This is a genomic window from Paenibacillus sp. JT22N12 (assembly GCF_056269365.1).
Genome location: NZ_JBWDNU010000005.1, coordinates 260,108 through 272,977, shown reverse-complemented (window position 1 = coordinate 272,977; position 12,870 = coordinate 260,108). Strand labels below are relative to the sequence as shown.

Annotated in this window: 11 protein-coding genes; 7 read left to right on the top strand and 4 right to left on the bottom strand. The window is 53.7% G+C overall.

Translation table 11 applies throughout. From position 1 onward, the window contains the following. Both spoVAC and AC0YOA_RS20470 read right to left on the bottom strand, forming a co-directional pair. On the bottom strand, window positions 1–483 hold the full coding sequence (gene spoVAC / locus AC0YOA_RS20475) for a stage V sporulation protein AC (RefSeq protein ID WP_475788167.1): 483 nt from the start codon (window positions 481–483) through the stop codon (window positions 1–3). Window positions 484–566: 83 nt separating this feature from the next. Continuing rightward, on the bottom strand, window positions 567–1,427 hold the full coding sequence (locus tag AC0YOA_RS20470) for a DUF421 domain-containing protein (RefSeq protein WP_475788166.1): 861 nt from the start codon (window positions 1,425–1,427) through the stop codon (window positions 567–569). A 188-nt stretch (window positions 1,428–1,615) separates the two neighbouring features. On the opposite strand from AC0YOA_RS20470, the gene AC0YOA_RS20465 reads away from it, so the two are divergent. The 4 genes from AC0YOA_RS20465 to melA all read left to right on the top strand — a co-directional run bounded on the left by AC0YOA_RS20465 (window position 1,616) and on the right by melA (window position 6,088). Next, window positions 1,616–1,822 (top strand): DUF1657 domain-containing protein, encoded by a 207-nt coding sequence (locus AC0YOA_RS20465; RefSeq protein WP_210038850.1) that lies wholly within the window; start codon window positions 1,616–1,618, stop codon window positions 1,820–1,822. Between the two features lie 110 nt (window positions 1,823–1,932). Next, complete coding sequence (locus AC0YOA_RS20460) at window positions 1,933–3,342, top strand: SulP family inorganic anion transporter (RefSeq protein ID WP_475788165.1); 1,410 nt, start codon at window positions 1,933–1,935, stop codon at window positions 3,340–3,342. Window positions 3,343–3,510: 168 nt separating this feature from the next. Further along, on the top strand, window positions 3,511–4,422 hold the full coding sequence (locus tag AC0YOA_RS20455) for a helix-turn-helix domain-containing protein (protein ID WP_475788164.1): 912 nt from the start codon (window positions 3,511–3,513) through the stop codon (window positions 4,420–4,422). Window positions 4,423–4,579: 157 nt separating this feature from the next. Beyond that, window positions 4,580–6,088 (top strand): alpha-galactosidase, encoded by a 1,509-nt coding sequence (melA, locus tag AC0YOA_RS20450; protein ID WP_475788163.1) that lies wholly within the window; start codon window positions 4,580–4,582, stop codon window positions 6,086–6,088. 172 nt (window positions 6,089–6,260) lie between these two features. On the opposite strand, the gene AC0YOA_RS20445 is transcribed toward melA, so the two are convergent. Then, the gene (locus tag AC0YOA_RS20445; RefSeq protein WP_210038854.1) at window positions 6,261–7,076 is read right to left on the bottom strand and encodes a phytanoyl-CoA dioxygenase family protein; all 816 of its coding nucleotides are present in this window, start codon (window positions 7,074–7,076) and stop codon (window positions 6,261–6,263) included. An 83-nt stretch (window positions 7,077–7,159) separates the two neighbouring features. Here AC0YOA_RS20445 and AC0YOA_RS20440 point away from each other — a divergent pair, with 83 nt between their 5' ends. Together AC0YOA_RS20440 and AC0YOA_RS20435 are read left to right on the top strand one after the other, a co-directional pair. Further along, window positions 7,160–8,035: a helix-turn-helix domain-containing protein gene (locus AC0YOA_RS20440; protein ID WP_475788162.1), complete on the top strand. Its 876-nt coding sequence runs from the start codon at window positions 7,160–7,162 to the stop codon at window positions 8,033–8,035. Window positions 8,036–8,376: 341 nt separating this feature from the next. Then, the gene (locus AC0YOA_RS20435; protein ID WP_475788161.1) at window positions 8,377–9,213 is read left to right on the top strand and encodes an oxidoreductase; all 837 of its coding nucleotides are present in this window, start codon (window positions 8,377–8,379) and stop codon (window positions 9,211–9,213) included. A gap of 237 nt (window positions 9,214–9,450) precedes the next feature. On the opposite strand, the gene AC0YOA_RS20430 is transcribed toward AC0YOA_RS20435, so the two are convergent. After that, complete coding sequence (locus AC0YOA_RS20430) at window positions 9,451–10,464, bottom strand: LacI family DNA-binding transcriptional regulator (RefSeq protein WP_475788160.1); 1,014 nt, start codon at window positions 10,462–10,464, stop codon at window positions 9,451–9,453. A gap of 229 nt (window positions 10,465–10,693) precedes the next feature. Between AC0YOA_RS20430 and AC0YOA_RS20425 the strand changes: the two genes are divergently transcribed. Continuing rightward, window positions 10,694–12,787, top strand: a complete 2,094-nt coding sequence (locus AC0YOA_RS20425) for an amylo-alpha-1,6-glucosidase (RefSeq protein WP_475788159.1) — start codon at window positions 10,694–10,696, stop codon at window positions 12,785–12,787. Window positions 12,788–12,870 lie beyond the last annotated feature (83 nt).

Genomic DNA, 12,870 nt, shown 5'->3' with positions numbered 1-12,870 from the left:
TCAGGATCCCCCTCCCGAGCCTTCGATTATCCATGTCAGCACGCCCACCACAAAAGCTGCCACGGTGCCGAAGACGATGACAGCTCCCGCGACTTTAAACATATTCCCGCCGACCCCCAGCACCAGTCCTTCGCTGCGGTGCTCGATTGCGGCTGACGCCATGGAATTGGCGAAGCCGGTGACCGGCACGGCTGAGCCCGCCCCGGCCCATTGGGCGATTTTATCGTACACACCGAAGCTGGTAAGAATCACTGAAATCAGAATCAGAATAGCAACCGTGGGATTGGCGGCCTCCTCCTTGTCGAAATCGGTCCAGCGGACGAACATGTCCTGTATGAACTGGCCAAGGATGCAGATGGCCCCTCCTACCAGAAAAGCGCGCAGGCTGTTAAGGACCACAGGTCTCTTGGGCTCCAGCTGCGAGGCAAGCTCCTGGTAATCCCGCTGAACGGGCGTGGCATCTTTCAATTTCTCTTTAACCATGGGGTGATGTCCTCCTTTATTGTTAAGCCTTGGCTTGCATCTTATACAGAGAGCTTCCAATGCCGGGTCAGGCGAAAAGGATGTCACCGGGTCAAGAAAGGCTTGAGCTCGGCAATCGTGTTCTGGAGAGCATAGGAGCAGTCCTCGAACATATTTTTCGCCTGCGGATCCTGTGTGGAGAGACTGAACATTTCGATATCCGCTTCGCATTTTTTGAGCAGCGCAAAGAGGGCGGCTTTCTTGCTCGGCTTCGGAACGACAAGCGCATCGTCGAACAGGTCGACGTAAAGCTGCTTATCGGCGTCAACCTGACCGAGGAACACATTTTCAGGCGTAACGCCAATCGCCTCAAGCTCCGTATTCAACCACTGCCGGTTGAGCCCGATCGTGGCGAGCGGCTCATCCATGATTTTACCGTCCATAATGACAGCCTGGGGCTCCTGCTCGGGATTGATCTTCAATCCGATGTGCTTGGCTGTAAGCGGCTGATTATCCCGGGTGAGCAGCACATTGATATCGCCGCTCGGCTCCATAATGGCGAATTCAACGTCAGAAGCCAGGAACACATTTTTTCTGCGCAGCTGCTCCATCAATTCGTCCGTTGTGAGCCTTTCTTTCTTCAGATTCTTCTCCAGGACTTTGCCATCCTTTATAAGGATGGTTCCCTTCGTATCGATAAAGTCCCTGACAGCCTTGCTCTTAAGCTGCAAAAGTTCAATGCCAAGCGATACGCCCACCCAGACGGACAGCGAGACGATTCCGAGAAACCATTTGGTATCGACATCCAGCGATATATAGGCGGCCAAGCTGCCGATGGTAATTCCCGTTATATATTCGAATAAGGAGAGCTGGGAAACCTGTCTCTTCCCGAGCAATTTCGTCATCACAAAAAGCACAACAACCGCTAATAAGGTCCTTAACGCGACCAGCAACCATTCCGGCATATTCCCGCTCCTTTATAAGATCTGTCGTCTTTCATGGCAAATGTTTCTTTGTTAAATAGTCCCCTATGCCCTCCTCCTTAATTCATTAATGCCATTAATTAAAAGCTGAATTCCGGTGGGAATAAACCTATTCATATGGGGTAGAATACTCAGGGTAAAAAATGACTAGCCATACGGAGGTGAAAAAGATGACCGTATCATCCGATGTAAAAACCTGTGTCGCTTCGCTAAAAAGCGCTCAAGCCAGTCTTGAGCAATTCGCGCTGAGCACAGAAAACCAGGACGCCAAAACCATCTACACCAATGCCGCAGAAACGACGCAGCAGGTCCTTCAGCAGCTGGAAAGCCGCGTGCAGCAGTTGGAAAATGAAGAGCCTCAATATAAAGGGTTCTAGGTAGAACGGGCACATTTTTCATTGACCTGATGAAGGGTTCACGTTATGCTAGCCGAGTAGTCTTGCTCTACTTCGGCTAGCCTAACGATTCCTACTAGAGGTGAATGATTTTGAATGCTGTATGGCATAAGCAATGGACAACCAATGTTAAAGTAAACGTGCTCGCGGGAATGACCGCCACGCTTGCGCTTGTCCCGGATTCACTGGCCTTTTCCCTGATGGCTGGAGTGCCGCCTACGGTCGGTATTTACGCCTCCATCTGTATACTGCTCGTTACGACCTTCCTGGGAGGAAGGCCGGGGATGATCTCGGCGGCCGCCGGCTCCATGGCCGTGCTGATGCTGACGCTCGTGAAGGAGCATGGTATTGCCTATTTATTCGCCGCTACGATTCTTACCGGCATCATTCAATATTTGATGGGGGCCTTCAAGCTTGGCAAGCTGATGAATTTTGTCCCCCACGGAGTGCTGACGGGCTTCGTCAACGCGCTGGCGATTCTGATTTTTATGTCGCAGCTGCGGTATTTCCAGGGCGCAGCGTGGACGATGTATGCGCTCGTGGCTGCAACGCTTGCTATCATTTATGTGCTTCCGCGTTTTTTCAAAGACATTCCATCGCCGCTCATAGCCGTAGCCGTGCTGACTTTGGCCGTATGGGCATTCGGGATGGGCGATGTTTCACGTATCGGCGATATTGCCGTCATCGATGCCTCTCTGCCTTCCTTCCTGATCCCGGATATACCGTTCAACTGGGAGACCTTGATGATTATCCTGCCCTATTCCCTGTCCCTTGCTGTCGTCGGGTTCACGGAAACGCTGCTGACGCATAATTTGCTGGACGAGATGACGGAGGAGCGGACAGACAAGAACAAGGAAATGCGAGGTCAGGGCATTGCCAATTTTGTCGCCGGCTTCTTCGGGGGAATGGCAGGCTGTGCGCTGGTAGCCGAATCTGTACTCAATGTGAAGATGGGCGGGCGCAACCGGCTGTCGACGTTGGTTGCCGCACTGTTTCTCTTTCTGTTGGTGGTCATCGCAGGCGACTTGCTCGCGCTTGTTCCCATGGCTGCGCTGGTTGGAATCATGCTGATGGTTTGTGCGGCGATCTTCGATTGGCGGTCGGTGTTCAAGCCGCGCGCCGTACCGGCCAGTGAAACGGTTGTCATGCTGGCAACGGTGGCCTCCGTTGTGGCGACTCATGACTTGGCGGTCGGGGTGCTGGTGGGGGTTCTGATCAGCTTTATCTGGTTTGCGGTCCGGGCCTCCCGCGTGCATGTGCACAGCGAATGGGAGGGCAGCAAGCGCACGTACCGGGTGGAAGGACAGCTGTTCTTTGCTTCCGCAGCCGAGCTTGACAATCGGATCGAGCATGGCTGTGCGGCCGAGGAAGTGCATATTGACCTGAGCGCGGCCAAGATCTGGGATCATACGGCGCGATTATCGCTGCAGAAGGTGGTTGACCGGCTTACGAATGCCGGCAAGCGGGTAACCGTGCGTACCGATGAGAAAAAAGCTTTATAATACAGGCGGTGCTTCCCTGGGTTTGGCGCCTTGGGCGGGCCGCCTTTTTGATCTTATAGAATGTATAAATTTCATATGTATCCATTTCTATAAGATTTGAGGGAAGAAACTAGCGATGCCGCCAAAGGACGGCCAAGCCGTTTCTTCTTAATCGTGAGGAGGGCATGAATGGAGAATATGTACAGCTTATTCAATCCCAAATGGGCGCTGGAGGAATACCGGCCGCAAATTCTTGCTTACTACTATAAGCAGTGGATTGACTTCCATATGGGCTTTCACGCGCATCAAACCATTGAGATTATGTATGTCATCAGCGGCACCTGTACGGTTGTGGCCAGAGATCAGACGATTGCGATGCGCAAAGGCGACCTGATTATGCTGGACAGCGGCGTGGAGCATCGGCTGAGTGTGGACGGAAATCCCTGCCGGATGCTTAATGTGGAGTTTGTTTTTGCCGAGTGCGGGGGCAGCTATCCGTCACTGGGCCAGCTTGCAGCCGGCAGCCCTGCGCTGCGGCAGCTGCTGGACCGCAGGGAGCCATATCTTGTTCTCCGCGATCCGAGCGATGTCTATCATACGCTCAAAAATCTCGTTACCGAGCTGGATACCGGCAGCGGGGAACATACAATGATGGCCAATTTGCTCATTTCGCAGCTGCTGATTCGGGTTGCGCGGCTTGCCGCAGAGGATCGGAAGGGGAATTCCGTCCGCCAGATCGACCGTTATGTCCGCAAGGCGGCGGATTATATCCATCAGCATTACGACGCCGATATTCAAACCAGGGACATCGCTGCCGCGGTTAATCTGCATCCGGTCTACCTGCAGCGGATTTTCAAGGCGAGCATGAGCATGACCATTACGGAATATTTGTCAGAGCTGAGGATTGAGAAAGCGAAGATGCTGCTCGCAAGGACGGATGTTCCGATTATCGAAATCGCCGATTATATAGGGCTAAACAGCAGGCAGTATTTCAGCGCCATGTTCAAGAAGCATACGGGACTATCCCCGGCAGCCTACCGGAAATCCCGGGAGACGGTGCATGGATTCCATAATCAGGTTGCAATAGTTGACATCCGCTAGCCGAACCCGTTGCAAAATTGAAAACGCCTTCCTTGGCGTCCTGCTACAATGGGGTCAAAAGGTTATGAAGCAAACCGCAAGAAGCGCAAGAGCTTATGGGCTTCTTGCGGTTTTGACCAACCGGCGGGTCCGGAAACGATGAGGGAGGTTTTTTTCCATGTCTTTTAAAGTTGCTTTTATCGGTGCGGGCAGTATCGGTTTCACACGCGGATTGCTTAGGGATTTGCTGGCAGTTCCGGAATTCAACCAAATGGAGGTTGCTTTTACGGACATCAATCCGCATAACCTGGATATGGTGACCAGGCTGTGCCAGCGGGACATTGATGAGAATGGCTTGACCATCAAGATTCATGCGACTCCCGATCGCAGAGAGGCGCTCAAGGATGCCCGCTATGTGTTTACGGTTGTCCGGATTGGCGGTCTTGAAGCGTTCCAGCATGATGTGGATATTCCGCTCCGGTACGGGGTGGATCAATGCGTCGGTGATACGCTGTGCGCCGGCGGAATCATGTACGGCCAGCGGGGAATCGCGGAGATGCTGAATATTTGCAAGGATATCCGCGAGGTTGCCGACCCCAATGTGCTGCTGCTGAACTATGCGAATCCGATGGCGATGCTGACCTGGGCCTGCAATCAATATGGCGGCGTGCGCACGATCGGCCTCTGCCATGGCGTTCAGGGCGGCCACCGGCAGATTGCCCAGGCGCTGGGCCTCGAGAAGAAGGATGTCGATATCATCTGCGCGGGCATCAATCATCAAACCTGGTATATCAGTGTCAAGCATAACGGCGAGGATATGACGGGCAAGCTGCTGGAAGCGTTCGAGAATCATCCCGAATTCTCCAAGACCGAGAAGGTGAGGATCGATATGCTGCGGCGGTTCGGCTATTATTCCACGGAATCCAACGGCCATCTCAGCGAGTATGTGCCCTGGTACCGCAAGCGTTCGGATGAAATTATGGACTGGATTGATCTGGGCTCGTGGATCAACGGGGAGACCGGCGGTTATCTGCGTGTTTGTACGGAAGGCCGGAACTGGTTCGAGACGGAATTCCCGAACTGGATGAAAGAGGACCCGTTCGTCTATGCAGCCGACAAGCGCAGCGAGGAGCACGGCTCGTACATTATTGAAGGGCTGGAGACCGGTCGCGTCTACCGCGGTCACTTTAACGTGGTGAATAACGGCGTCATCTCCAACCTTCCGGACGATGCAATTATTGAAGCGCCGGGTTATGTGGACCGCAATGGCATCAACATCCCGCATGTGGGCGCTTTACCGCTGGGCTGCGCGGCCGTGTGCAATGTGAGCATTTCCGTTCAGCGTCTCGCTGTGGAAGCGGCGGTTCATGGCGACGACAAGCTGCTCCGTCAGGCGATGATGATGGACCCGCTTGTAGGCGCGGTATGCAATCCGAAGGAAATTTGGCAGATGGCCGATGAAATGCTCGTAGCGCAAGCGCAGTGGCTGCCGCAATACGGGCAGGCTGTTGAAGAAGCGAAGGCGCGCCTTGCTTCGGGTAATCTTATCCCTACCCGCGAGGGCTACAAGGGAGCGGCCCGCCTGAAGACGAAGACCGTCGAAGAGATGATGGAGAACCGTGAAGCGGCCAACCGCAATGCCAGTGAGGCGGATAAAGCCCAGGAGCGTCCCGCAGCGGCGCATTAAAGAATACCGCGCGGATACCTGTAATGGTACATGACCATCGCCCCGCAGCGGCGGTTCCTGCTCCTGGAGCTGCGCCGGTGCGGAACGCGAGCAAACAACCCCTGAACGGTCAGTCCGTTCAGGGGTTGTTGTGATTGTGCAGCAATCTGGCCTGGAGGGGCCGCTGTCCATATTAATGGATGCCGGCGGCATCAAACTCGGAGCCGCAGGGTCCGCCGCCTTCATTGCTTTCGATCTCGAATTCGCTGCCGTCAAAGCGGAACAACGGCTTGTAGCCTGCGCTGATCTTCGTGTCTTCAACACTGGCATAATGGCAGATGAGCGCTCTGCGGAACCGGTCCTTCGATACATTCGGGTAGGAGCCGTGAATAATGCTGCCGTTGAAGAACAGGACATCGCCGGCTTTCATATTTGTCTGTACGGGGCTGTAGCCCTCGGGTACATCCACTTCATGGCGGGTAAACGAAAGAGCGGGATCCGCTTCATGCGGGCACTGGATTTCCAGTTGATTGGACTTGGGCACGACAAGCATGCCGCCGTTATCCTGATCCGCATCGTCAAGAGCAATCCAGGCCGCAATGCAGGTGCCCGGTTCAACAAGCAGGTAGAAGTTATCCTGGTGCAGAGCCTGGCCTTTGGCTCCTGGAGGCTTGAAATACAGCATCGATTGGGCGGCCAAGGGATCTGTTCCGAACAGATCGGCCAGTATATTCATTAATTTCGGATGCAGCATATACGATTTGGACAGCTCGTCAAAGCGGTGGGGATGCATGATCCGCGGATACTGCTTGAGAATGTCTCCGGCTGCTTCCTCCGCGCTTGCCGCCTTATAGAATTGGGGCGGCGCCTCTGTCCGCAGCTTCATATAATGCTCGCGCAGCATGGCCGCTTCCCCGGCAAACAATCCCGATAGCAGCAAAAATCCCTCTTGATCAAACTGCTTCTTCTGATCGGCATTCAATACGTTTCCAAGCTTTGCTGTCGTCATGGAAAACCCTCCTGATTTTACGGATTCATTGAATTCATGTATCCTTATTATAAGTTGACAATAATGATGGAGGAATATATAGAATGGCTGACAATCTGGTTGATCCTGCTGCGGGCTCCTATTCGCTTAACTCCCGAATCATACTTGCGGGCGACTTTGAGCAGCCTGTCGGCTATCGGATAAGACGCCCGCAAGGGACGCGGGATTGGCTGCTGACCTTTACTTACGGGGGAGCGGGAAGCTTCGGGTTCGATGATGAGCGCCACCCATGCGCCGCAGGCGATGTAGTGCTGATCAGACCGGGAGACCGGCATGATTATGAAACCCGCGAGGGTGAAGTGTGGAAATTTGTCTGGGCCCATTTTCTCCCGGAGCCGGGGTGGATAGATCTGCTGCAGTTTCCCAATAAGAAAGGGGAGCTGTTCGTGCTGCATATCGAGCAGTCCAACGTCCGGGAACGATTGCTGACCGCCTTCCGGCGCGTTGTGAGAGATAGCGTGAATGGGGATGTGCTGCAGCAGAGACTCGCGAATAATGCGCTCGAAGAAGTCATTTTGCTGCTTGGCCGTTATACCCGGCAGTTCGAGGGCGGGCTCATGGATTCGCGCATTGGACAGATACTGGATTACCTGAGCGAGCAATTCAGGGAGCAGCACACCATCGCGTCCCTTGCCGAGCGGGTGGCCCTGTCGCCTTCCCGGTTCGCCCATCTGTTCAAGCAGGAAACAGGGGATTCGGTGATCGAGACGCTGCTGAAAATGAGGCTGAACTACGCGGCCCGACTGCTTGAGCGGACGGCGTTGTCCATCGCCCGGGTAGCGGAGGATGTCGGTTTTGCAGACTCCTTCTACTTCACGAAGCAGTTCTCCGCCTTGTACGGGAAAAGCCCCACCGCGTACCGCAAGTCGATCGATTACGGATCTGCTGGGCAGGATGGTTCGGGGGACGAGCCGACGTGAAACGTCCTTAAACAGGCATATTTTATTTTACCATTGACATTAAATGAATGATCTTTTATTATAGGTGACATGGAACGAAGCCATGAGATTAAATGACGATGATCGGAATCAGAGGGATATGAACGTTTCGTCTAGATGGATCTGGATAGGATCATATATCTATTTAAGTGAACGTTCATTATTCAATTAGGAAAGGTGGTGCTGCTGAAGAGGAGTTTAATTTATAGGGAGCGTTCCGAATTCGTTGTCGATTTTTTTCTATTATAAGTGTACGTTCATTTAATATTACATTTATTTGCTGCAAGGTATAGGAAGAAGATAAAGAAGAGGAGAATGAACCCATGTCTGAACAAAAAGTATGGCTGGTAACTGGAAGCTCCCGTGGTTTGGGCCGCAGATTGGCTGAAGAGATATTGAAGAAAGGTGACAGACTGATTGCGACTGCCCGCAACCCCGAGCAGCTGGCCGAGCTGGTTGACCGTTACGGCGGGCAGATCCACCCGCTTGCGCTCGACGTCACGGATCCGGAGGCGGTACAAGCTGTGGTGAAGGAAGCTGCCGCCGTGTTTGGCCGGCTGGATGTTGTCGTTAATAATGCGGGCTACGGCGATGTGGCTTCCATCGAAGACGTCACCCTTAGCGATATTCGAGCTCAGATTGATACGAACTTCTACGGGGTCGTCTACGTTACCAAGGCGGCTGTGCCGATTTTGCGGGAGCAGGGTTTCGGCCATATCATCCAGATTTCTTCCATCGGCGGACGTATCGGGACTGTCGGCTTGGCGGCATACCAGAGTGCAAAATGGGCCGTGGAGGGCTTCTCCGAGGTTCTGGCTCAGGAAATCGCCCCGTTCGGAATCAAGGTAACCATTATCGAGCCAGGCGGGCTGCGCACCGACTGGGCAGGGTCTTCCATGACCATTCCGCCGATCAGCGAGCCGTACGATCAGACCGTCGGCGCATTGGTGCGGATGTTCACCGGACACGGCGGACAAGCACCGGGCGATCCCGTCAAGGCTGCGAAGGTTATCATCGGCATCACGGAGCTCGATGAGCCGCCGCTGCGTCTGCTGCTCGGAAGCGACGCCGTCGCCTTAGCGGAAACCGTCGGGCAGGCCCGGCTCGAGGCTGACGCCAAGTGGCGCCATCTTAGTGAATCCATCGGCTTCGACGAATAAAGAACGACTTGCGGCCGTTCAGGCTGCCGGACTTGTTGATAAACAGGGTAGATCGCCCCTTTGTCTGGGATCAGGCTGAGGAATTAACGCTAACAAAGAAGCTGTTTCTTGAGGTTGTTCCAACTCAAAGACAGCTTCTTTGTCATATAGGGCAAAGGAAGACGGTTTACGTGGCGGGCGGGGACTCTAACAGGCCGGTGGTTAACCGCCTGAACAGCCAGTATTTTTCACGTACCCTCAAAGAATAGTCCGCACGCTATCGCGCTTCACGAGCTCCGTATTAAGCACAATATAGCGGTTGACATTGCGTCCCTCCAGCAGATCAACCAGCAGCTGGGCGGCTTGATAGCCGGTCTCGTATTTATGCTGATTGACGGTTGTAATGGCGGGCGTATGGTATGCCGCTATGTCGATGTTGTCGAATCCGACGATAGAGATATGCTCCGGCACGCTCCGTCCCAAGCCTTTGACGGCTTGTATCGCTCCAAGGGCCATCAGATCGCTTGCGCAAAATACCGCCGTCAGCTTCGGATAGAGCGAATGCATGCGGTACATCGCTTCTTTGGCGGCAGCCTCGGAGAAGGAACCGTCCATCACGTAAGATTCGTTGTACGGGATGCCGTAGCTTGCAAGCGCATCGATATACCCTCTCAGCCGGTGTCGGCTGACGTCTGCCTGTGTATGCCCATTAATCATCCCGATATGGCGGTGGCCATTCTCCAGCAAATGGAGCATAGCCGTGCAGGCGCCCTTCACATTATCGGAAGTTACGTAGCCCACATTGGGGCCCTGCAGCGGAATGTCAATGAGAACGCATGGAATTTCCGAGGATACGATTTCCTCGAGATAAGGATCGTCGAGGCGGATGCCCATGATAATGACGCCATCGACGCCTCTTTCATTACAAAGCTTCTTATAGGATTTGGTTTTCTGCTTCTGCGGCGTTGTGCTGAACAGCACCAGATCGTAATCCAGTTCCCCGGCGCGGTCGTTCATGCCGCAGAGCACCTCGAAAGCGATGTTGTCCTTGGAGCTGTCTCTGGTCACATTGGAGAGCAGCAGCCCGATCGTTTTTGATTTCTTGGAAATAAGCGAACGCGCCGCTATGTTGGGGCTGTAGCCAAGCCGGTCGGCTACCGCCACAATTTTCTTGCGTGTTTCCTCGTTTACGTCACTGTAACCGTTTAACGCGCGCGAAACGGTGGTAATGGAAACTTGAGCGGCTCTAGCGATATCTTTAATGGTAACCAATATAGGATTCTCCTTCGGCAAAAATATATTAGGCGGGTAGATCGCAGATTGTGAAATGAACTTTAAAAAACTGTTGTAAATGCTTACAAGGCAATTTATAATACTAAGTATAGTCGATCCGAATCGTTTCGGAAAGGTCTCCGTCGAAAGGAGATATTTTTTTGGCTCAAATCCGAAACGTTTCGGAATTATAATGGCATCATGACAACAAGAGAAATGAGGTTTTAAATTGGATTACCGTGTTATCAAAGAGAACAATTTATTTCTGATTACCGACAAGCTCGGAAATATTTCGCCAGAGAGCGGAAACGGCCTGTACACATCGGATACGCGCTTTTTGAGCCATCTGGACATTTTTGTCAATGGGCAAAAACCAATCCTTCTTTCCTCATCGGCCGATGAAAACTTCGTCGCTGTTATCCGGCTGACGAATCCGCATATGGAGCAGGATGGAGAACTGATTTTATGGCGCGAATCGGTAGAAATCGTAAGAGAGCGCTTTATTTACGCCGGAATTCTCTACGAAACGTTTCGGATTACCAGTTATTATCCAAAACCAATCGATTTTGAATTTTCTGTTCGGATGGATGCGGATTTTGCAGATATGTTCGTTATACGGGGTTTTCAGTATGGGGAGCTTGGAACGGTTACCGGCCGTCATTCCGGTCCGGGAGAACGCACGATTTCGTACATGGGGGCGGACCGCGTAAACAGGGAAACCCGAATCCGCTGGAAAGGTCCCGAGAATGTGGTGGACGCCGACGGGACCGTTTATTTCCGGATCGGATTATCCCATGCGGAATCGACTGAAATCTCTTTTGTCGTCATGCCTGTAATCGATGGAGCGGAGCCCAGGCTGCACGAAGCGCCGGAAGCTCTTGCGAAGCTGAATGCGTCCTACGGGGATTGGAACGCCAGCTCCACCTCCATCCACAGCGACCTGCCGGCATTTAACAATCTCATTGACCGCAGTTTGCAGGATTTGCGGGTGCTGCTGACCGATCTCGGACACGGGCCGTTTCCCGTCGCCGGTCTTCCGCTGTTCGCGGTGCCGTTCGGACGCGACAGCCTGATTGCAGCGCTGCAGATGCTTCCGCTGAATCCGCAAATCGCCAAAGGAACGCTGCTGACGATGGCTTCTTATCAGGGAACGAAGGTGGATGAGTGGCGGGACGAACAGCCAGGGAAAATCATGCATGAAATCCGCTATGGCGAGCTGGCGGGGACGAATCAGGTACCTTTTACGCCTTACTATGGCACGATTGACGCTACGCCGTTATTCCTGCTGCTGGCTGCCGAGTACTTCCATTGGACGGGAGATGCCGCATTGATCCGGCAGCTGATGCCGAATGTGGATGCCGCACTGGAATGGATCGACCGCTATGGCGATGAGGACGGCGATCTCTTCGTCGAATATGTCCAGAAATCGTCCAAGGGCATCGCCAACCAAGGCTGGAAGGATTCTGCGGACTCTATCGTCCATGCCGACGGTGAATATGCGAAGGCCCCCATTGCTCTGGTTGAAGTCCAGGGCTACGTCTACCAGGCGAAAACAAGACTTGCCCCGCTGTTCCGCAGCTTCGGAAGCGCTGAGCGCGCTGACCGGCTTGAAGACGAAGCGGCCCGGCTCAAGGAGAGGTTCGAGCAGCAGTTCTGGATGGAGGATGAGCAGTTCTACGCCATTGCTCTTGACGGCGCCAAGCGTCAGGTGCATTCCGTTACCTCCAACGCAGGCCATATCCTGATGAGCGGCATTGCTTCGCCTGAACGGGCGCGGGCGGTTGCCGGGCGTCTGGTAGCCGGCGATATGTTCAGCGGATACGGCATCCGCACGATGAGCACAGACGCTTCGGGCTACAACCCGATGAGCTATCATGACGGCAGCATATGGCCGCATGACAACTCGCTCAGTATAATCGGCATGAGCTGCAATGGTTTTCAGAGCGAAGCGCTCACCGTAATGGAAGGGCTGCTCAAGGCATCACAATCATTCGAGTATGCCCGTCTGCCTGAGCTGTTCTGCGGGTATGGCGAATCGCTGGGGCAGCCCGTTCCCTATCCGGTCGCCTGTTCGCCCCAGGCGTGGGCAGCCGGCACATCGCTGGCATTTGTTCAGGCTCTGCTGGGAATTGTGCCGGATGCGCTGGAGAAGCGGATTACGCTGAAGCCCGCGCTCCTGGCAGGCATGAATGTGCTTGAGATCAAACGCCTTCATATCGGCGATGGTCATCTTCACCTGCTGATTATGCGTGAAGCGGGAAGCGGTGTTCCACAGGTTCGGGTCATGGCGAATGAAACCGGATATCAGTTGAACATCCTGTAAATGGGAACCTTCAGGTAATACCGGAAAGGGAGAGCCGCTTGAATCGTGGAGAGGCTTTAGCTTTCCGAGCTATATATACTATA

Bases quoted from the DNA above. Each gene is read 5' to 3' on its own strand.
- AC0YOA_RS20455 (WP_475788164.1), top strand. From the start codon at position 3,511: ATGGAGAATATGTACAGCTTATTCAATCCCAAATGGGCGCTGGAGGAA.
- AC0YOA_RS20465 (WP_210038850.1), top strand. From the start codon at position 1,616: ATGACCGTATCATCCGATGTAAAAACCTGTGTCGCTTCGCTAAAAAGC.
- AC0YOA_RS20435 (WP_475788161.1), top strand. From the start codon at position 8,377: ATGTCTGAACAAAAAGTATGGCTGGTAACTGGAAGCTCCCGTGGTTTG.
- AC0YOA_RS20440 (WP_475788162.1), top strand. From the start codon at position 7,160: ATGGCTGACAATCTGGTTGATCCTGCTGCGGGCTCCTATTCGCTTAAC.
- melA (WP_475788163.1), top strand. From the start codon at position 4,580: ATGTCTTTTAAAGTTGCTTTTATCGGTGCGGGCAGTATCGGTTTCACA.
- spoVAC (WP_475788167.1), bottom strand. From the start codon at position 483: ATGGTTAAAGAGAAATTGAAAGATGCCACGCCCGTTCAGCGGGATTAC.
- AC0YOA_RS20445 (WP_210038854.1), bottom strand. From the start codon at position 7,076: ATGACGACAGCAAAGCTTGGAAACGTATTGAATGCCGATCAGAAGAAG.
- AC0YOA_RS20470 (WP_475788166.1), bottom strand. From the start codon at position 1,427: ATGCCGGAATGGTTGCTGGTCGCGTTAAGGACCTTATTAGCGGTTGTT.